General features: G+C 40.5%; 16 protein-coding genes. 5 read left to right on the top strand and 11 right to left on the bottom strand.

Going from position 1 to position 18,172, the window contains the following annotated elements:
- Nucleotides 1-23: 23 nt before the first annotated feature.
- Nucleotides 24-1,106, bottom strand: a complete 1,083-nt coding sequence (locus AC5JMF_RS26240; RefSeq protein WP_495798641.1) for a hypothetical protein — start codon at nt 1,104-1,106, stop codon at nt 24-26.
- Nucleotides 1,107-2,013: 907 nt separating this feature from the next.
- The gene (locus tag AC5JMF_RS26245; protein ID WP_495798642.1) at nt 2,014-2,763 is read right to left on the bottom strand and encodes a PEP-CTERM sorting domain-containing protein; all 750 of its coding nucleotides are present in this window, start codon (nt 2,761-2,763) and stop codon (nt 2,014-2,016) included.
- Nucleotides 2,764-3,486: 723 nt separating this feature from the next.
- Here AC5JMF_RS26245 and AC5JMF_RS26250 point away from each other — a divergent pair.
- Together AC5JMF_RS26250 and panB are read left to right on the top strand one after the other, a co-directional pair.
- Nucleotides 3,487-4,608: a ligand-binding sensor domain-containing protein gene (locus AC5JMF_RS26250; protein ID WP_495798643.1), complete on the top strand. Its 1,122-nt coding sequence runs from the start codon at nt 3,487-3,489 to the stop codon at nt 4,606-4,608.
- 84 nt (nt 4,609-4,692) lie between these two features.
- On the top strand, nt 4,693-5,463 hold the full coding sequence (gene panB, locus AC5JMF_RS26255) for a 3-methyl-2-oxobutanoate hydroxymethyltransferase (RefSeq protein ID WP_495798644.1): 771 nt from the start codon (nt 4,693-4,695) through the stop codon (nt 5,461-5,463).
- Nucleotides 5,464-5,642: 179 nt separating this feature from the next.
- Here panB and AC5JMF_RS26260 read toward each other — a convergent pair whose 3' ends face one another.
- The 3 genes from AC5JMF_RS26260 to AC5JMF_RS26270 form a co-directional block, all read right to left on the bottom strand.
- Nucleotides 5,643-6,638, bottom strand: a complete 996-nt coding sequence (locus AC5JMF_RS26260; RefSeq protein WP_495798645.1) for a thiaminase II/PqqC family protein — start codon at nt 6,636-6,638, stop codon at nt 5,643-5,645.
- Nucleotides 6,639-6,804: 166 nt separating this feature from the next.
- On the bottom strand, nt 6,805-7,836 hold the full coding sequence (locus AC5JMF_RS26265) for a hypothetical protein (protein WP_495798646.1): 1,032 nt from the start codon (nt 7,834-7,836) through the stop codon (nt 6,805-6,807).
- Between the two features lie 160 nt (nt 7,837-7,996).
- Entirely contained in the window at nt 7,997-8,206 is a 210-nt protein-coding gene (locus AC5JMF_RS26270) for a hypothetical protein (protein WP_495798647.1), read from the bottom strand.
- Between the two features lie 571 nt (nt 8,207-8,777).
- On the opposite strand from AC5JMF_RS26270, the gene AC5JMF_RS26275 reads away from it, so the two are divergent.
- Nucleotides 8,778-9,719, top strand: a complete 942-nt coding sequence (locus AC5JMF_RS26275) for an ADP-ribosylglycohydrolase family protein (RefSeq protein WP_495798648.1) — start codon at nt 8,778-8,780, stop codon at nt 9,717-9,719.
- A gap of 55 nt (nt 9,720-9,774) precedes the next feature.
- Nucleotides 9,775-9,996: a type II toxin-antitoxin system HicB family antitoxin gene (locus AC5JMF_RS26280; protein ID WP_495798649.1), complete on the top strand. Its 222-nt coding sequence runs from the start codon at nt 9,775-9,777 to the stop codon at nt 9,994-9,996.
- A 381-nt stretch (nt 9,997-10,377) separates the two neighbouring features.
- Here the strand turns inward: AC5JMF_RS26280 and AC5JMF_RS26285 are convergent, their stop codons facing one another.
- Nucleotides 10,378-10,581 carry a type II toxin-antitoxin system HicB family antitoxin gene (locus tag AC5JMF_RS26285; protein WP_495798650.1) on the bottom strand — a complete coding sequence of 68 codons (204 nt, stop codon included), beginning with the start codon at nt 10,579-10,581 and terminating at the stop codon, nt 10,378-10,380.
- 135 nt (nt 10,582-10,716) lie between these two features.
- Nucleotides 10,717-11,268 (bottom strand): hypothetical protein, encoded by a 552-nt coding sequence (locus tag AC5JMF_RS26290; protein WP_495798651.1) that lies wholly within the window; start codon nt 11,266-11,268, stop codon nt 10,717-10,719.
- 628 nt (nt 11,269-11,896) lie between these two features.
- Here AC5JMF_RS26290 and AC5JMF_RS26295 point away from each other — a divergent pair.
- Complete coding sequence (locus tag AC5JMF_RS26295; protein ID WP_495798652.1) at nt 11,897-15,019, top strand: CHAT domain-containing tetratricopeptide repeat protein; 3,123 nt, start codon at nt 11,897-11,899, stop codon at nt 15,017-15,019.
- A gap of 125 nt (nt 15,020-15,144) precedes the next feature.
- Here AC5JMF_RS26295 and AC5JMF_RS26300 read toward each other — a convergent pair whose 3' ends face one another.
- The 4 genes from AC5JMF_RS26300 to AC5JMF_RS26315 form a co-directional block, all read right to left on the bottom strand.
- Entirely contained in the window at nt 15,145-16,146 is a 1,002-nt protein-coding gene (locus AC5JMF_RS26300) for a transposase (protein WP_495798653.1), read from the bottom strand.
- A gap of 21 nt (nt 16,147-16,167) precedes the next feature.
- Nucleotides 16,168-17,019, bottom strand: a complete 852-nt coding sequence (locus AC5JMF_RS26305) for a hypothetical protein (protein ID WP_495798654.1) — start codon at nt 17,017-17,019, stop codon at nt 16,168-16,170.
- Between the two features lie 74 nt (nt 17,020-17,093).
- Nucleotides 17,094-17,753, bottom strand: a complete 660-nt coding sequence (locus tag AC5JMF_RS26310; RefSeq protein WP_495798655.1) for an Npun_F0813 family protein — start codon at nt 17,751-17,753, stop codon at nt 17,094-17,096.
- A gap of 19 nt (nt 17,754-17,772) precedes the next feature.
- The gene (locus tag AC5JMF_RS26315; protein WP_495798656.1) at nt 17,773-17,922 is read right to left on the bottom strand and encodes a hypothetical protein; all 150 of its coding nucleotides are present in this window, start codon (nt 17,920-17,922) and stop codon (nt 17,773-17,775) included.
- Nucleotides 17,923-18,172: the final 250 nt, after the last annotated feature.

Below are 18,172 nucleotides of genomic sequence, written 5' to 3' on the forward strand. Positions count from 1 at the left end.
GAAGGTGTGCCACTTCAAATGAATTAAGCACCAGTAACAGAGTCTTCGTAAACAATTGCCAAGCCTTCGTAATCCGCAGCAGGAAGGGAACTAAGAGCAGCAAAGTCGGCGCGACCAAGTAAGAAAGCACTTGCTCTGCCATCACCTATACCATTACCCGATGCGTTGAAATCATCTAGGTAGCCATATCTGGTGATGCCAGTTGGGCCTACTGAGTCTGTAGGTTGGATAGCTAGGATTTTGCCGTCTTCGAGCAAAGCTACAAGTCTTTGACCACCGGGATCTGATGTAGAAATTCTACTAAATGCCAGTCCAGAATCAAAGTTCAGATTCAGAGGTAAAGGTGTTGTACCATTTGCGCTATTGGCACTACTGTAGAGTGCAATTGGAGCAGATAATTGACCAGTTAGCAGATCAACTTTGTAAAGGTTGTTCTTAGTGGGGTCACTTGAGTTACCTAAAGAAACTTCATCTGAAGTTCTGAAATCGCTAGCAATAGCGCGATTACGACCAGGGGTGAGATTATCAACAGCTAACCCATCAGCATATCTGTTAACATTAGCAGGGGCAGTTGCGGATCCACCAGTGCCCACTTGGCTAATGGTTGTAGCTGTAATTTCGTAAAGAGTGCTTCCTACTGCGCCAGCAGCAGCATCATCATTTGAGCCAAGGTTGTACAGAACAACTGACCCTGACTGAACCTGACCGTTCGTTAAGATATTACGTCCATAGTCAGCACCAGATTCACTGCCGAAACGATTCAGAGTACTTGGTGATGGTGTTGGTCTGACTGTAGATGGTGAGCCAAAAGGTATATCAACAGGGCCAACTTGAATAGCGAGGTCTGTTGCTGTACCTAATTTTGGTTCGTTAACAGCACCCACTCTTCTGTTGCTAAAGTTAGTTCCTAGACCTTCTAGTTCTGGAGCCGCACCAGCAGCAATATCAGCAGCTGAAATTGTAACTGTCCCTACTTGTACAGGAGTAACAACAGCACCTACGCTTCCAGCAGGTGGGATAGGGAAACGCAAAACTGGCAACTGGGCACCAGCAGCAGTGCTGATATCCTCGTCTCCGATTGTGTAGCCGTAATAACCCAAAACCATGAGAATTTTCTCCTTAATTCAAATTCCTTGGTAAACGGTAAACTTCAGCAAGAACTTAAAGAATTGCAAGTTACCATCAAGCAAGGACTGTGGGAATACACTTGTTTGGAAGTACAAGCAAGGCTTGCTTCCACAGGCTGAGGTTGACGACTAGATTACCTAATCAGACTTTGCTTGTAAGGCAGCGAGTTTGTTTGCTGGGTGATGTTTGCAAAATTAGAACGCTACCAAACTTCGACTTTCAAGAGGTAAGAGAACTTGATTTAAAGTTAATAGTCAATCAAGTAATTTTTAAACTCTAGTAAATGTCTTTAGAGCCAAATAAGTTGCCAGAATTACATCTCTATCTAAATTTGCAAAATCCTCTTTTAACCGAAATTTTGCTCTGCCAAAAGAATAAAATTACAAACTTTTTAGAGTAAAAATGTAGTCACTTGAGGCTGATTATTTGCCTTTTAAGAGTCGAATTTTTCGCATGTCTTTTATGAAATCTACCAGCCTTAATTACTATATTTTGCTAATATTAAGAAAAAATTTTCTGTTTTTTAAGATTTAAGAGCTTTAAGATTAAGGTTTAGTATTTACTGTTAACAAAACCAAAACGTTATAAGCAAAAATGTTTGTAGTTGCGCTTTAGGACTCAATAGACTTCAAAGTTCATCGCCACATTTTAGGTTTGTCACACCACTAGATAAAAAGTAAATCTCAAATGAGAATAAAATTTGCCTTCTTGACAAGCAGTTATTATATTACAGCTTTAACCTAACACACCATTTTATAAGCAGTGCATTAGGTTAAAGTTATGATTATAATTTTTGCGGCAAATTAATTGTATGATTAACAAAATGCCAGTTTCAGCAAAACTCTCTATCAGACTGTGTAGAAAAGCTATTATCCTTTTATTTAGCTAAATCAAAACTTTTTTACCTTTGTGTCGTCGAGAAAAAGCTAATCCTAAACTTGCAGAAATTAGCAGCCCACCGATAATTGAAGGTTCCGGAACTGCTGGTGTTGTTTGCTCTTGGAGAGTTACATTGACTTTTAAAGAAAAAGTATCAATGCCATTTCCAAAAGCTCCTAAATCACCGCTTCTGACTCCTATATCAAACAGTCCAAGCAGTTCTGTTGGCGTACTACCATCATTTAGTTGGGGCAGATAACTAGCTTCAGGCACTACTAAATTACCGTCATCAAACCAACTTCCCTGCGCTGAGTTATAAGTAACGGGAGTTGAAAAATTTATGCCATTATCAATACTAGAAGTAGAGTTACCAAGATCAAATCTCCATTCATTGATTGCTTCTCCTCTTAGGGTAGTTCCTGGAGGAATAAACCCAGAGTTAGAATCTGTAGTTAAGAGAAAATCTAAATTATAGTTACCTGAAGCAACTCGCTGAATATTGGTACTTAACTTTAGGTTAGAAAACAAAGAAGAATTAGAATTAAGGGAAGCAGATGCTTGCCCAAGAGTTAAGTTTGAAGCTTGGTGACTAACTACCCTGCCAGATGGCGAGACGACGATAAAAGCTGCGTCAAATTTATCTTCTAAAACTAAATCTTGCGTCTGTGCCTTAGCTGTTTCACTAGTCAGAAGAGTTACGCTTAAGGATAAACATGTGGCTGTCGCTACTAAAGTTACGCGATTAAAGATAGGCATAAAATTTCTTGGGAAGAGTGATAATTTAGATGGATTTCAAAAATGAAAAATAGTGCTAAGAGCCTATTTATTTAGATATATATAGCAAAACTTTTTCATGAAAACGATGTTTAACCACTAGACCTCTTGTATAAACATTTTTTTGCCTTACGCAAAGAGAACTATTTTTGCAAGAAGTCTAATGGCTATTCATTAAACTCCGTAGAATTCATAAAAAATAGTTATTTAATTTTGATAAATAGATTTAGTCTTAGTCGGAAATTTCACTTGTATTCTACCAAATGCATTTAAAAAGTCAATTGAATTTTGTCGAATAAATATTTTAAAAATTCTAGTAATTTGCTGTAATTGTATAAAAGAGACGTTGACAAAATACACTAACAAATAAAAAAGCTACTATTAATTAATATATTTTTTAATGCATTATTTTTTCAATCTGTCAATGTTTTAGAACTAAATTGACTAGAACATTGAATGGAGAGACTTTAGCTATTGCTGAGCCTGTTTTAATTAATTTTGAAAAAATAAAATTTCCCCTAGATCATAAAAGTCTTTATAAAAGTGCGAACTATGGAAATTGGGGGAACACTGAGTCAAGTCAAAACCTATTTAGGTGCTGGCTATTTATATGGGGTTGAGAAAGCTGTGTAGCGGATAGGGAAATTCTTGGATGCTCTACACTTCAAACCCTAAAACAGAAGTGTTTCCAGAGGGAATAAGACCGTGGTACTGTTTTACAAGCATACTAGTTTAGTAATAACTTCTATATTGCTCGGGGCGATCGCCATACCGAGCATTAACCTGGTAGCAATGAATCCGGCGAGGGCGCAAAAAATTGGTCAAAATGCACCACCAGGGCGAATTTCTAACGTCAAACCATCTGAGTCTGTCCCTTCCTATCCCGCTGTTGCACCACCACCACGAGTAAATCCCCTACCAGATCAGCGGGGAGTGGAAGAAAAGTTAATAGACACAGATTATCGTGTCAGTAACTTGTTGGGAGATTTTGCAGGTAATCTTTGGGTGGGTTCCTGGCGGGGATTATCTCGGATTGACCCCAACACGGGCAAGATTATCAGTCGCGTGAGTTTACCGAATGTGGCTATTGGTGCTTTAGCCCAAGACAAAGTAGGGCGTCTGTGGGTGGGAAGTTATGAGGGACTAATCCGGGTAGACCCCCGTACTAACGAAATTACAGCGCAGAATTTATTTTTACCTTCCAAACGGGTGTTATCGCTGTTGATTGATAAGCGGGGTTATTTGTGGACGGGAACTGATAACGGTTTAGCTTTAATTAGTCCTGATCAAGGCTTGATTATGACAACATTAAAAAATCTGCCTGGTGTGAGTGCTAACGCTTTGACGTTAGATGCTGAAGGTCATCTGTGGATTGGCACTCTTGATGGACTCGTGCGCGTTAACACTGCTAGTGCCACAATCGCCAAGCAAATCGGTGAATTACCAGGAACAACAGTACAAGCTTTAGCCATCAGCCCAGAAGGCTTAATTTGGGCAGGAATGCCTAATAATTTATTAGTGATTAACCCCAAAACCGGGGTGGTGCTGCGGTCTGTGACACGCTTACGGGGGCGTAATGTCACAGCGGTAAGATTTGCTAAAGATGGTAGTATCTGGGTCGGCACTAGCGATGGTTTGTTACGATTAAATCCAAATACAGGAGCTGTATTAGACGAAGTTGCTGGACTTCCTTCTAGCCGGGTTCTTGCCCTTGTACCCGACATTGGCAATAAATTATGGATTGGTACTAGTGAAGGTCTAGCTTGGCTAATGCCCAAAATGGGAAGTGCAAAACCACATCTTGCTTTCAGTCGGGCTGTTAAATGAGGGAGTGGTGAGTGGGGAGTGGGGAGTAGTGAAATTCCTTACTTTCTACTCCCTACTCCCTACTCCCTACTCCCTAATAAAAAAATGGCAGTAACTACCCAGCAATTAATTCAATGGAAACAACAAGGACGTTCAATTGTCGCGTTGACCGCTTGGGATTATGCGATCGCTCAACTGATCGACGCTGCTGGTGTAGACTTAATCCTTGTGGGGGATTCTATGGCGGTGGTGCTTGGGTATGAAACAACACTACCGATTAATTTAGAAGAGATGCTCTACCATGCCAAGGCTGTGCGTCGAGGAGTACAACGGGCGTTGGTGGTGGTAGATTTACCATTTTTGACATATCAAGAAAGTTTGCAACAAGCAATGCACTCCGCTGGGCGGGTGCTGAAAGAAACGGGCGCACAGGCGGTAAAGTTAGAGGGTGGTTATCCTGCGATCGCAGAAACAATTCATCGTTTGGTGCAAGCAGGAATTCCAGTTATGGGGCATGTGGGATTAACACCACAATCGATACATCAAATTGGCTTGCGACAACAGGGTAAAACTCAACAACAGGCACAGAGAATTTTAGATGAAGCGATCGCTCTTGAACAAGCGGGTGCATTTGCCGTAGTCTTAGAGCATATACCCGCAGATTTGGCAATGCAGATTACGCAAAAACTGAGCATTCCCACAATTGGTATTGGTGCAGGGCCACACTGCGACGGACAAATTTTAGTTACCTCCGATGTGATCGGACTTGCACAGAAGCATCCACCGTTTGCCAAAGTTTATACAAATCTGCGTGAGACAATTACTAAAGCTGTACAAGATTATGTCATGGAAGTGCAAGAGCGCAAGTTTCCGTAAAAGGGACTGGGGACTGGGGACTGGGGACTGGGGACTGGGGACTGGGGACTGGGGACTGGGGATTGGGGACTGGGGATTGGGGACTGGGGACTGGGGACTGGGTGTAAAATCGCTCATATTATGGTGGTTGCTCATTACCCACCACCAAATTTTAAAAAACTTTTCCCAGTACCCATATATTATCCAAAACAACGGGGAATTTCGTTATCAGAGTTCCCGTAGTAATCTAAAATTTCGTGAGTCCGCTTAACCATTGATTCCATTAAAATTGCCATGTTCTTTTTAACTGTCAATTGTTCTTGTGGTGAGACATAAGAAATTTCTGCAAGTAACAATCTTGTGATATCTTCATGCTCTCCCTCTTCATTAATGCCAGCGTGCAGTAACATGGGTTTATAGAATTCAGTAGGTAATTCTTTTGCATGACACTGCTGTTTAAACAATTCATGAAACATCTTGTCGTCTTGCTCAAACAGCAACAATGCCGCTTTAAATGTTAAAGGATGTTGGTAAGCAAACACTCCTAAACTAGAACAAACAGCAAAAGTCATTGGTAAAGGTTGCATCTTTTTTAGTTGTTCTGGTTTAATTCCAACACTACTTAAAGAATTCTCAATCAACCGATCATGATGCAACTCAGAAACATAAAAATCTCGCAAGATTTTTTGAGTAGTTGCTGATTCATAATTTGCTAAGGATGGAGCCAAAAGCATCGGACACAGATGAGTAACATGATAGGATTCCAATGCATAACCAATCAACTGTTCTTTAGTGATTGTTCCATCAGCCATTTTTTGCGAAAATAGTGAGGGCGGTAATTGTGCTTTCAAGTATTCCAAAAATCGGTATAATTCTCGATAAAATTGTTGTCCGCTAACTCCATGGGATTCAATCTTACTTTGAGTTTCTATCAAAAAACCACGACGTTCAAAGTCCATTAACAAATCAGGAATATCTTCTTGAAGTTCTGGACAAGCTTGAGCTAATTCCTTTAGTGATAATCCACCTATTTGCAAAAGCTTGAATAATTGATTTGTCTCTTCATAATATTCTGGTGGGATTGCTATAGAACATCCTTGGTCAAGATAACGAATCTCCACTTCGTTATCTCGAAAGTTCAAAATTACACCTTTTTTAAATAAAGGTTGCTGCAATAAAGTTTGAGTTACTATCATTATCATCTTCCTGATTTAATTTAAATAGTTCCGTGGGTTGAAGTCCCCCAGTTCTATAATCGGCAAGTTTTGTGTTGGGGCCAAATCCCCATTACAAAATTTAATTACGAATTACGTTAGCGCAGCGGTAGCGAGTCCTCGAGTGTCATTACGAATTACGAATTATTTAAATAATTGCTATGTGTCGCAGCAAATTATTAGTTCTAGTGTAGTGGTTCCAAATAGCTTGATAAAAGTTGTGATAAATCTCCCCAAACAGATGGGTTTGTCTTGCTAATCTCTGCTTTGTTGACTCATCAACGTGAGTTATTTCTTGAAAAATCCGGCGAGTTAAGCTTTCTGATTCGTGATTTAGTTTAGTGGTGAGCAATTTTTGAATTGATTGGATAAAACTTGAGTCCAGTTCCGCTTGTTTACAAAAATGAAGATAGGATTCAAAAGTTTTTAATTTTTTCTGAGTTAAAACTCCTAAAATACTTAATAAAAAGAGTGAGTCAAAATTTGCCCAATACATCAAACCATTACACATTGCCATTGTTTCTGTGAGTGGCATTGATTCTATCAACTGTTCCCGACTAATACCAATAGTATTAAGTGCTGATAGTAAAAACTCATCTTGCCCTTGCTCTTGATAGTAAAGTTCTTTAATTAGTGCTTGAACTTTTGTTGAGCCTTGGAAATTAAGTATCGGAGAATAAAAATAATAGTAGTGAGATAGTAAGTAATAATGCTCTATGGCAAAGCCATACAGTATATTAGTGGATAAATTTGATGTTAGCAAATTGCTTGCTTGACAAAAGGGATTTTGATCAAGCAATTTATTCGCTAAATCTTCTAAATCTAAAATTGCTTCTGTACTAGAATTAATCTTTAAATGGGCAAGATCGTCAATGAATCCTTGCTTATCTAAACTTTGAATAATTCCATTAATAACTTCGGGATTATGAGGAAAAACTTTTTGTTGTAACTCACTGAGGCTATGACTACCGTCCATCATCGAGAAAAGCTTTTGTAACCTTTCTCTTGATTGTTCGTTAAACTCAAAAGCCAAAAATCGCCCATTTTGCGAAAAAATCATCTGCCCTTGATAAAAATTAACTTGGCAAGCTAAGCGAGGATACATCGGTGTAATTTCTTGAGTTACTACAACGCTTTTAATTTGACTGGTGTTACTTTTATTAGCTGTAGATTGAGACATTGAAATATTTTCTCCCAAGATGTATTTATTATTTTATTTGAGCTATTTTCGCCTAAAAACCTTTACTTCTTAATAAGATAATTAAGAAGCAAAGGTGTTGAATCAAAAGAGTTTATAGAATCACCGGTGAATAAAGTGAGGTTATTTGCTGAAATGGAACTTACAGAATGACAATTGTATAAGGTAATGTAGTTTTACCTGTCAAAGTACAAGTAAAGACAGTGGGGTAAGTTAGTACAGTTGGGTAAATCAACCGTCCACCCGTTACACTTTCTAGTTCGTTGCTGCTGAGTTCGTTGAGGAAAGTTTCAGAATCTTCAAACAATTCAGCGCCTGTGTTTTTCAGTTCAGTAATTTTAAGTTTTGCCATTTGAATTACATCCAATAAATCGATATTGTTTGGGAAATCAAAGATTAGTATTTTTGATTTCTGAATATAGCTTAAGTGAATATAATTGGAATTAGCTAGGTTTTTTTATTGATAATTGAGACGTTAGAAAACTATTTTTGTCTCTTTTATAGTTTGTTGATATTTACGCGTTTTGATCAAATTGCTTTCTGTGTATCTTCTCTGTGAAAAAGCTGAAAATCTCCCAGCGTTCTTGGAGTTTTTTTTCATATTTTTACTGGCTTAATATTGAAACAGTTATGTCATCAAAAACTAGTAGAGTTACTAATTGGGTTTGTCAGTTCTGTTGCTAAACCAAAGCTTTCTCTTTGTTCAGAGGTCGTAAGGACGGGTTTATCAAGATTTTCGCGAGTGATTAGGGCATATCTGTTACAAGTCTTATAGATAACAGTATTAAACTATTCCAAATTCCAAATTCCAAATTAAATACTGTTACCCTGACTTAAACATAAGCTACGTATAGACACTCGTGGTATTAGACTCTAACATCCTAATAAAGTGAAATTTTAATGATTATTGTGGAGATTGCATAATGCTAACCGCTGCAAAAACATTGTCTGGTTTGATGGGTTTATGTGTCGGTGATGCGTTGGGTGTACCAGTAGAGTTTACTAGCCGCGTTGAACGCATCAAATCTCCAGTCACAAAGATGATAGGCTATGGCACATGGAATCAACCACCGGGAACTTGGTCGGATGACAGTTCTTTGACGTTTTGTTTAGCAGAGAGTCTTTGTAGAGGATATTCTTTAGATACGATCGCAAATTCCTTCTGGCGGTGGTACAAAGAAGCATACTGGACTGCGCGTGGAGAACTATTTGATATTGGTCAAACCACCCATGCTGCAATTATGCGTTTAAAGCAAGGGGTTTTACCTCATCAAGCAGGTGGCAAAGTAGAGAACAGCAATGGTAACGGTTCCTTGATGAGAATTTTACCGATGGCTTATTGTCATAGAATCTTTACTTTAGGCGAATTGATTTGGCGGGTGCATGACGTTTCGGCGATTACTCATGGTCATGCGCGATCGCAAATGGCCTGTGGCATTTATATTAGTATTGCAGTGGCATTATTAGAAGGGGCTGACCTACAAACAGCATATTTGCAAGGGTTAAAAGACATTAAAGAGATTTATTCTGTCGGTGAATATATTTTAGAAAGACCCCACTTTGGTAGAGTTTTTAGTGGTGAGATTGCCAAGTTACCAGTAGAAGAGATTAGTTCTGGGGGCTATGTAATTGATACTTTAGAAGCATCCTTATGGTGTTTATTGAATAGCTCATCCTATTCTGAAGCAGTACTCAAGGCTGTTAACTTAGGTGGCGATACCGACACTACCGCTGCTGTTACTGGTGGCTTAGCAGGGATTTACTACGGAGTCGAAGCTATTCCCCAACAATGGATAGAGCAAATAGCTCGTAAACAAGACATCATTAATTTAGTAGAGCGTTTTGCAAGGGCTGTTTACAGCTAATATGCGTAACTTCCTCTCCACTATTGATGTCTCGTTAAAATTAATAGCAAATTATATGGAAAACTCTTTTACTGCGGTATTTGAAAAGATAGATGAGTGGTATATTGGCTACGTTCAAGAGTTGCCTGGTGCAAATGCTCAAGAGAAAACTCTCGAAGAAGCAAGAGAAAGTCTACGAGAAGCAATAGAGTTAATTTTACTGTCAAATCGCGAACTTACAGAGCAACAACTCTCTGGTAAAAATGTTGTCCGTGAAAAGATTACCGTTCAAATATAGTGAAAAGACGTGACTTGATTCGTCATTTAGAAAATAACGGCTGTCTATTTCTACGGGAAGGTGGAAAGCATACAATTTACTAAGCTGTTCCACATATAACTTGCATAATTAGGGCGGGCAAGATGCCCACCCCACAAGAGTTTTATTTAATTTGATTATGTAATTTAGATGTTTTTTAGCTTACAATCCTGTAAACAATAGGACAACAGCAGTTCCAAGGCATACAGAGATTGTTGAGATTTTAGCTAGCAAAATTTGCAAAGATTTGGATATTTCCTCACCCTAACACAGCTTAGTAGGTTGGAGAGCTACTGTGTTAGTGAAGTACAATAGTAGGCGATCGCTGTAATTGTTGAATCTTCGGGTGAAACAAAAAAATATTTATACAAGAGGTCTAGTGTGCATCCGTTCCTCAGTTTCAGAAGGATCTGCTACTTCAAAAAACAGTTGCAATGCTTCAATCAGATTATTTCGTGCTTCTTCTATCGTGTCTCCCTGGCTGGCTATATCGAGTTCGGGGCATAGTGATACATAACCGTCTCCCTCCCGTTCAATAATGCCAGTGAGTTGTTTTGTTTGCTTCATTATGTATCTTTGGTTGAGATAGAGTTATCAATTTCGATTGTATGTCAACCTCTTCCCTTGCAAAGACGCTACGCGAACGGGAAATTAAAATAACTGATTAGTTATAGATATCTCGATAAATAGTAATTTACTATTTTAAACTGCTGCTCGCTCAGTCAAAGTATTATATAAAGCAAAGCTAGTAATTTTTTTCAGCACAAAAGCGTCATTCTCCTTAATTAAATCCCCAGTACAAACGACTGGCAGCCTCTGGTGATAAGCAGTTCGAGCTTGGTTATATTCAGATTCACTCAGAGAAAGGTAAATTTGACGAGGCTTGCCGACAACAAAGCCAATAATTGAGACATTACCAGGATGATTTGGTTCTGCTAGTCTAATCACCATCCCGTGGATTTCGGTATTTGGGATTTTTGTAATCAAATCGCTCAAAATGTCTAACTGAGAGCGAACTTCAACTGTTTCTATAATTGCCAAAATCTCAGCCATCCGTAGTACATAAGACCTGATTCCAGGATTGAGAGGTAAAGTAATATCAAATTCTTCACCAGAATCAGTTGTTTTAATCCAAACTGATTCTTTATTGTCAACCTGACTCTCTTTCTTCCAACCTTTTGCTTGAAGATAAGATGTTAATATCTGAGGGTCTAAATTAGAGAGAATATCTGGGTCACGCACAGTAACTATCATATTGGTTCTCCTCTAGCAATTCGTTGCATTAGAGCTTGCAAAACTTCAACACTGAAAATATTTTGACGAGGTAAATAAACAGTGACAGTGCTTTGATTTTCAGTTGGTGGTTGACCGCATATCGACACCCAGTAAGCACAACGCTTCAAGCAAAGTTCCGTTTCCGATTGTTGTAAGCATAGCTAAATTCCTCTTTCTGGGTAGTGATGTACATTCAAATCAAATTTATTCTTTATTCTAGATTCTTGAGGCGATCGCGCAAATTTTCTAATGCCAGTGAGTTGTTTTGTTTGCTTCATTATGTATCTTTGGTTGAGATAGAGTTATCAATTTCGATTTTAAGTCATTGCTCAATCAGATCCCCGACCTTTCAAAAAAGTCGGGGTTCTTGTCGCTTACGATAAATTTTCTCTTCTTCTCATTTTTCTCTCCTCCCCAGCCTATAGCCCCTAAAAAAATCTGTTACCAAAACTGCAACCACAGATGAGTCCGCTAGCTGCACTCATAAAATCAACATAAAGTTTCAGCAATATTACTGGCGACAAGTAAATAATTTACTAATGAGCGGAATTGATGCCGACAGGATAGGGCTGTAAATAATCACTGATTGAGGGTGTAAGGCTAAAGAATGAAGAGAAGTGCAAAGTCTCAACGAGTTTGCTGGTGGTTTCTACCAAAATTGACCCGCTACAGTTTAACTTTATTGCTAAGTGCGGTAATGCTTGCTGATGCTGTGGGGGCGACACCGAGAAACCGAGGGTTGCAGATTGCACAACAACCAGAAACCACTCAACAAAATGCCACTCGCGCTGCTGCGGAACGACTTACGCAAGAAGGGCTGAAACTTTATCAACAAGGAACAGCAGAATCACTGCGACAAGCAATTGAGAAATTGCAAGAAGCACTCAAGCTTTGGCGACAAGTGGACGATAAAGCAGGGGAAGCAATCACACTTCTTGGTATGGGCAAAGTCTACGACTCATCAGGAGAAAAGCAACAAGCTCTTTCATACTACAACCAAGCTTTAACAATACTCCGTGCAGTCGGGCACAAGGGAGGGGAAGCCACCACCCTCACCAGTATTGGCTTAGTCTACTCTGATTTAGGAGAAAAACAAGAAGCGCTCAAATACTTCAACCAAGCTTTACCCATAACCCGTGCAGTCGGGGACAAGGGAGGGGAAGCTACCACCCTCAACAGTATTGGCAGTGTCTACTCCTCATTAGGAGAAAAGCAACAAGCTCTTTCATACTACAACCAAGCTTTACCAATATTCCGTGCAGTCGGGAACAAAGCAGGGGAAGCCACCATCTTCAACAATATTGGCTTTATCTACTCCTCATTAGGAGAAAAGCAACAAGCTCTTTCATACTACAACCAAGCTTTACCAATACTCCGTGCAGTCGGGAACAAAGCAGGGGAAGCCACCATACTCAGCAATCTTGGCTTAGTCTACGATGATTTAGGAGAAAAGCAACAAGCTCTTTCATACTACAACCAAGCTTTACCCATAACCCGTGCAGTTGGGGACAAAGTAGGGGAAGCCACCACCCTCGTTGGTATTGGCAGTGTCTACTACTCATTAGGAGAAAAGCAACAAGCTCTTTCATACTACAACCAAGCTTTACCAATACTCCGTGCAGTCGGGAACAAAGCAGGGGAAGCCACCATACTCAGCAATCTTGGCTTAGTCTACGATGATTTAGGAGAAAAGCAACAAGCTCTTTCATACTACAACCAAGCTTTACCAATACTCCGTGCAGTCGGGGACAAAGCAGGGGAAGCCACCACCCTCAATAATATTGGCTTAGTCTACTCCTCATTAGGAGAAAAGCAACAAGCTCTTTCATACTACAACCAAGCTTTAACAATACTCCGTGCAGTCGTGGACAAGGCAAGGGAAGCCGGCACCCTCAACAATATTGGCTTAGTCTACTCCTCATTAGGAGAAAAGCAACAAGCTCTTTCATACTTAAACCAAGCTTTACCAATACTGCGTGCAGTCGGGGACAAGGCAGGGGAAGCCACCACCCTTTACAGTATTGCTTTTACAGAACGCAACCAAGGCAACCTCAAACAAGCCCTGACTCAAGTTGAAGCTGCTATTAAAATTATTGAAGATTTACGTACCAAAGTTGATAGTCAAGAACTACGCGCTTCTTACTTTGCATCAAAGCAAGACGTTTACAAATTCTACATCGACTTGCTGATGCAGTTGCACAAAAAAGACCCAGCCAAAGGATACGATGCAATTGCACTGCAAGCAAGCGATCGCTCCCGCGCCCGTGGTTTAATTGAACTACTAACCGAAGCAGATATAGACATCAAAAAAGGCATTGACCCAAAACTTTTAGCAGAAGAAACTAGTTTGCGATCGCAAATCGATGCTCAAGAAAAATTATTATCAGAACTATCATCTAAAAAAGAAACCCCAGAACAAGTTTTAACCAACACCAAACAAAAAATCCAAGACTTACTCAAACAACAGCGAGAACTTCAGCTAAAAATCCGTGCCAATAACCCTGAATATGCTGATTTGATATATCCCAAACCTCTGACTCTCAAAGAAATTCAGCAACAACTAGACAAAGACACACTGCTATTGCAATATTCTTTAGGTGAAGAACGTAGCTATCTTTGGGCAGTCACACCCAACTCACTCAATAGCTATGAACTGCCAGGACGCGAAAAGATAGACAAAGCAGCCAAGAATTTATACAACAATTACCTAAGAAATGTTGGATACCAGGGAGTTTCCCCAGAAGACACAGCGAAAGCTGCTAACGAACTCAGTCAATTAATTCTTGCGCCTGTTGCTGATAAGTTGGGGCAAAAACGCCTCGTAATTGTTGGTGATGAAGCTTTACAATACATTCCCTTTGCAGCCTTAACTACATCAACCAAATCGGCAGATGGTTCAGATTATCAACCATTGGTAGTCAACCATGAAATTATCTCTCTACCATCCGCCTCCACCATTGCCATTCTCCGCAAACAAACCAAAGGACGCACAAAAGCACCCAAAACCCTCGCCATCCTTGCAGACCCAGTGTTTAACGCTAACGATGAGCGGGTCACTGGCAAACCCTCGAATGCTGGTAACAATAACATTGACCTGCAACTAGAAAACTCTACCCTGAAGCGGTCTACCAGAAACATCAACCGCAGCGATATTCAAAGACTCGAAGGTACAGAAAAAGAGGCTAAAGAGATTCTCAAACTTGTCTCACCCTCAGAGAACATTCAAGCGTTTGGTTTTGACGCTAACTACAACTGGGCTACCAATAAGCAACTAAGTCAATATAAGATGCTGCATTTTGCTACCCACGGTTTCCTAGATAGCACTGAACCGGAGTTATCAGGAATTGTTCTTTCGTTGATAAATAAACAAGGTAAGTCCCAAAGAGGCTTTTTGCGACTTGCTGATATCTTTAACCTCAACTTCCCAGCGGAATTGGTGGTGCTGAGTGCTTGTGAAACCGGGCTAGGTAAGGAAGTGAAAGGAGAAGGACTAGTAGGATTGACAAGGGGATTAATGTATGCTGGTGCAGCGCGGGTGGTGGTGTCTTTATGGAATGTTGATGATGAGGCGACATCGCTCTTGATGAGCCAATTTTACAGCCAAATGTTGCAGCAAGGGAAGACTCCTGCTGCTGCCCTGCGAGCCGCACAACTCAAAATGTGGTCACAAGAACAATGGCGTAACCCCTATTCTTGGTCAGCTTTTACCCTGCTAGGTGAGTGGCGATGAACATCGGAGACGCGGAGACACGGAGACACGGAGACGCGGAGACGCGGAGAAACTTTCATTTACATTCCCCGCGTCACTGCGTCCTCTTAATTCCCCACTCTCCACTCCCTACTCCCCACTCCCCATTAAAGCGAAGAAGACAAGGAATAAACCTGACCATCAATTAATAGTCTTGTGATGCCTTTGGCTTGCAAATGAGTACGAGCCTTATGCAACATTTTACTATCGGGGACTTTGATGACGCGATCGCGTTTGGTAGAGAAACGCTTTGCTACTCGATGGTTATCAAAAACTGGTAGAGTTCTCTGCTGAGTTTCGATGACGGGAATTTGTCCTAAATCACCAAAGTCTTTGAGTGGTCGAGTGATTAATTCTGAAGCCCTGTCTATCACCAAATAGCAAGTTTTTGGTAAATGGGCTGCCGACAATGGTAAAACTTGAACTGGTGCTTCTCCTGGTCTGCGTCTTGTGACTAAAGGTTGGTGGTCTTCAAAGTCCTCATCCTCATATTCCTCATCCTCATAGTCTTCATCATCTAAATCTTCATCCTCTAAATCGTCTAAATCCTCTGCTTCATCTAGCAAGTCTTCACCCAGCATGTTAGCGATGACGGTCGCTTCTGGACGTTCATTCGCTAGCATGGGGCTGGGAATGCTGGCTATTTCCGGCAGCCTTTGCTTAGGTTCTTTGGTTTCGGCTGGTTCGGCTACTCGTAGCTTCGGTTTTTCCGTAGCTGAGGAACGCCGTCGCACCCTTCTAATGGCGGAAATTTCTTCTGTGGTCTCTTCTTCAGATTCAGGTTCTGCTGCAACTACAGACGGTTGTGGTTCAACCTTCGGTAACTCTGCGCGGTGGCTGTCGCTGCTGGGCTGTTCTACTTCGGGTTGCGGTTGACTCAACAGAGGTAACTGTTCATAGTTTACTTGTGCCCTGCCTTCAGGAGTTCTTGCAGCCCGCTTGAGGGAAACGAGATACTCGTACTCATCTTCTGGCAAGGTACTTTTAAGCAAGCGACTAATTGTTGAGTTACTCACATCGTAACGTTCTGCTAAAGTTGAGGTTGTTTCAGCAGTCTCTCGATATAACTTAAGAATTTCTTGCTTGTCAGAATCTGTTAGTTTTCTCACGGTAGATACCAAAAATCTGTGCTAAGCTCTTTTTCTGGAACTGGTACGCCGCGATCGCCTTAATGATGCGTCATATTCTAAAACAGCGCCCATGCCGAATAACACTCCACTAAATACCCAAAACACTTCTAATATCTCCCCACTTTGGTAGTTAGGTCCCTGAGCAAATTTGAACCACATATCTGCAATGTAGAGCGAAAATGCTGCCGCTGCAATCATTCGCCAAGACTGGGAAACCCGTCCTCCCCAAAAGGCTAGCAGCAGAGTGGTGGCAATAATTAACAAAAGTACATCACAAACCACATAAAACCAATTCAAACTAGCAACTAGCAGTTCTGTAGATGTTGCCTGCTGCATGGAAATCCACCATGCTAACAAACTACCAAACATGCCAATTGCCAGCACGATTAGCCATTGCCATTTTTCCAGATTGATGCGTCTGGAGGTCACAGCTAAAATCATGCCTGCACCCAGAAATAGATAATTCAATACAAAAAATATATCGCTTACAGACACATCGGGTTCTTCTTTTAAAACGATTTCGGTATAGCCGAAAATGATTCCCCCTACGAAATAGGAAAGCATACCTAAGCCAATAGAGAGCCACACATTTCGACCGCTGACAATTTGTGGACTAAGCCAGTTCCTCAAGCATAAGACACAAGCACTCAGATAAGCTAAGGCTTCAAAAATATTTGTCCCGATCACATACCACTCGGCCCGGCTTTCTGTACCATCTGCTAAAGGAACTTTGGCACTAAACAACAAAAAGTATAACAGTGTCAGCACGGCCCAGCCAATATTAGCTAAGACGATATTACTAGTTGTGAAAATGGATTTGGCAGGAAATGAATTGTTGTAAGATTTATTCATAAATTACTTGATTATGTAAATACACTCTGGCAGTGTGTAACTAGACAGTGGGGCTTTTGAGCAATACACGATTGTTACTGCCACAGTTTACTCAGTGGAGATTGATTTAGCCAACTGATAAACAACGATCGCTCACCTTCTGGCATGTCTTCTAAGCGATAAATCACCTGACGGGCAAAATTGGCGTTACCAAAATGAGCCTTTCCGAGTCGATGCAGTTCTTGCAAGAGGCTAATCACATGATTTTCTTGCCAGGCAGGCAGTTTGGCTGCTTGCAAAGGATCAGTAGATACTAAATAATGAACTGTTTCTGGGGTAGATATTTGAGGCAGTTGCTTCTGTCGTAATGCTTCGGCAATATCTTTCTCGAATAATACTGCTTGCCGATTGCCTAAAAGTTCTTCAACGTCGAAGTAAACAGCTTGTAGCAACAAAATACTCGCTTGGATCAAAATCCCCGTTTTATTATGGCTGCCTGTATCACCATCTAACTGCTCTAAACGAATTTTACCCCAAACGCTAAAACGTTCTGGTTCTTCCAGCAACACACAGGCTTTACCTCGATTATCAGTCAACTCCCGCCATAAAGCTCTAGCTTCTTCCTCTTGACTAGCTTTAAACACACTAATCAAACGAAAAGTCTGCCCCTGATAATTGAGGATCGGCACTTGCTGATCCCTTTTTGGGTGCTGAATGCTTGATATTTCAACATCCTGCCGTTTGAGAATAAACATGGCACTAGCAAATAACTCCTCAGGCTAATTCGTAATTCGTAATTCGTAATACTTCGACTTCGCTCAGTACAAGTTCGTAATTCATAATTCGTAATACTTCGACTTCGCTCAGTACAAGTTCGTAATTCATAATTTGCAATTCGTAATGATGCTCGTTGTTTGCAATCACTACTGTTACTGCTGACGCTAGTGTAATTCGTAATTAATACATACAGCAAAAGACTTGATATAAGTAATTTCCAATACTTTACCCTGTTCTTCAAAGAATCCTTACAAGCGACAATGCTACTTAACAAGGGTAGTCCTACCTCCAGCTTTCTTTCACTAGCGACTTGGATCTTAGCCTTGTCAGTGGCAATCTGCAATTTTCGATTGCTTCTTAGTAGAGAGAACGGTATAATTGTAGAGATGACTCATTT

The organism is Desmonostoc vinosum, assembly GCF_059505385.1.

What these genes read in the sequence shown, in the direction of transcription:
- AC5JMF_RS26240 (WP_495798641.1), bottom strand. Translation starts at nt 1,106, where the DNA reads ATGGTTTTGGGTTATTACGGCTACACAATCGGAGACGAGGATATCAGC.
- AC5JMF_RS26245 (WP_495798642.1), bottom strand. Translation starts at nt 2,763, where the DNA reads ATGCCTATCTTTAATCGCGTAACTTTAGTAGCGACAGCCACATGTTTA.
- panB (WP_495798644.1), top strand. Translation starts at nt 4,693, where the DNA reads ATGGCAGTAACTACCCAGCAATTAATTCAATGGAAACAACAAGGACGT.
- AC5JMF_RS26260 (WP_495798645.1), bottom strand. Translation starts at nt 6,638, where the DNA reads ATGATAGTAACTCAAACTTTATTGCAGCAACCTTTATTTAAAAAAGGT.
- AC5JMF_RS26265 (WP_495798646.1), bottom strand. Translation starts at nt 7,836, where the DNA reads ATGTCTCAATCTACAGCTAATAAAAGTAACACCAGTCAAATTAAAAGC.
- AC5JMF_RS26270 (WP_495798647.1), bottom strand. Translation starts at nt 8,206, where the DNA reads ATGGCAAAACTTAAAATTACTGAACTGAAAAACACAGGCGCTGAATTG.
- AC5JMF_RS26275 (WP_495798648.1), top strand. Translation starts at nt 8,778, where the DNA reads ATGCTAACCGCTGCAAAAACATTGTCTGGTTTGATGGGTTTATGTGTC.
- AC5JMF_RS26280 (WP_495798649.1), top strand. Translation starts at nt 9,775, where the DNA reads ATGGAAAACTCTTTTACTGCGGTATTTGAAAAGATAGATGAGTGGTAT.
- AC5JMF_RS26285 (WP_495798650.1), bottom strand. Translation starts at nt 10,581, where the DNA reads ATGAAGCAAACAAAACAACTCACTGGCATTATTGAACGGGAGGGAGAC.
- AC5JMF_RS26290 (WP_495798651.1), bottom strand. Translation starts at nt 11,268, where the DNA reads ATGATAGTTACTGTGCGTGACCCAGATATTCTCTCTAATTTAGACCCT.
- AC5JMF_RS26295 (WP_495798652.1), top strand. Translation starts at nt 11,897, where the DNA reads ATGAAGAGAAGTGCAAAGTCTCAACGAGTTTGCTGGTGGTTTCTACCA.
- AC5JMF_RS26305 (WP_495798654.1), bottom strand. Translation starts at nt 17,019, where the DNA reads ATGAATAAATCTTACAACAATTCATTTCCTGCCAAATCCATTTTCACA.
- AC5JMF_RS26310 (WP_495798655.1), bottom strand. Translation starts at nt 17,753, where the DNA reads ATGTTTATTCTCAAACGGCAGGATGTTGAAATATCAAGCATTCAGCAC.